We start from the raw sequence: 1,592 nt of genomic DNA, 5'->3' as shown, positions 1-1,592 counted from the left end.
GGGAGGGCTGGGACGACCGGGGCACGTCCGTGACGGGGTGCCGTGACCGGTTGGTTCTCGCCGACGACGTGAGCCTGGTGGTGGGCGGAGGGCAGGTCGGAGCGGTCCGCGCGGCCGGCGTCCACACGGTGGCGGAGCTCGCCGAGGCCGGGCCGGAGCGTCCGCCGGACTGGAACGGCGAACCGTTCTCCGATGCGGTCCTGCGGGCCCGTGCGCACCGGGACGGCGAGGTCGTCGTCCCCAAGGTGGCCCGACCGACCATCCCGCGCGCGGACATCGAGGTGGACGTGGATCTCGAGAGCCACCTGGACGACGGCGCCTACCTGTGGGGGACCCTGCTCACCCTGCGGGACGGGCGCCGCCTCGAGGCCGAGGGATACCGTCCTTTCGCGACCTGGGCCCGGCTGCCGGACCCGGACGAGGGGCGCTCGTTCGCGGAGTTCTGGCGGTGGCTCACCGGCATCCGGGACAGGGCCGAGGGGCAGGGGCGCACGTTCCGCGCCTACTGCTACTCCAAGTCCGCCGAGAACGGCTGGATGCTCTCGACCGCCACCCGGTTCGGGCCGGAGGGCACGCTGGCCGAGGTCAGGGGCGTGCCCTCGGTGGCCGAGGTGCGCGGGTTCCTCTCCTCCCCTCAGTGGGTCGACGTCCACGAGGCGGTGGCCACGCAGTTCGTCTCCACCTCCGGTCTCGGACTCAAGGTGGTGGCGCCGGTCGCCGGATTCCGTTGGCGGGACCCGGACGCCGGGGGAGAGGCGTCGATCGGGTGGTATCGGGACGCGCAGGCCTCGCGGGGGGTCGAGCGGGACTCGGGCAGGGAGCGCATCCTGGCCTACAACGAGGACGACGTCCGGGCGACGAGGGCTGTGCGGGAGTGGATTTCGCAGCAATTCTAATCGAGTTCTCACTGAGAGAGAGCTGTTGCTTTGCTTAATGTCGGGGATAGGGTGAGAAAGAAGGGACGAAGTTAACGACGCTTCTCGGCGTCGCCGACCGTTCCCGTAAGCCCGCCCTCACGGGGTGTCCCGTCGCGAACCCACGCGGATGCCGCGCCATACAAGGAGACGAACCCATGACGTTCTCGATCCGTAGGGCCGCTGCCGTCGCAGCCGCCTCCGCACTCGCCCTTTCCGGGGCCACAGGTGTCGCCGCCGCCCAGGAGGGCACCGGGAGTCTGTCCGCCGACAGCCTCGGGGCCGACAGCCTGGGCGCCCTCGGCAGCGAGGGCATCACCGATTCGGTGGGCGAGGGGTCGCTGCCGCAGGACCTCGGCTCCCTCATCCTCGAGGCCAACGCCACCGGGGAGGGTTCCATCGACACCTCGGGCTCGGCGATCTTCGGTGAGCCGTCCACCGGTTCGCTGGCACCCCTCGCCGGCTCGGTCATCGACGCGGCCGGGTCCATCACCCTCTCGAACCCGGCCCCCGGGACCGGTTCCGTCGACGTGAGTGGATCCCTCCTGGACGAGTCGCTGCTGGGTTCGGTCGAGCCGGCGGCCGCGCTGGCCGTCGGCTCCCTCGGGCTCGGCGACGGTGCCACCCTGGTGCTCGGATCCGACGCCGGCTCCCTGCCGGGCGCGGGCTCGCTCGGTC

Annotated in this window: 2 protein-coding genes; both read left to right on the top strand. The window is 71.9% G+C overall.

Annotated features, from left to right (window positions below; all coding sequences use genetic code 11):
• A partial coding sequence (locus G6026_RS12065) for a TM0106 family RecB-like putative nuclease (RefSeq protein WP_182613322.1) occupies window positions 1-896 on the top strand: 896 nt, incomplete at its 5' end.
• Window positions 897-1,072: 176 nt separating this feature from the next.
• On the top strand, window positions 1,073-1,592 hold a 520-nt coding region (locus G6026_RS12060; protein ID WP_182613321.1), incomplete at its 3' end, for a hypothetical protein.

Origin of the sequence: Dietzia sp. DQ11-38-2 (assembly GCF_014145055.1) — a bacterium.
Lineage (GTDB): Bacteria > Actinomycetota > Actinomycetes > Mycobacteriales > Mycobacteriaceae > Dietzia.
The sequence above is the reverse complement of the archived record's forward strand: the minus strand, read 5'-3'. Positions and strand labels throughout refer to the sequence as shown.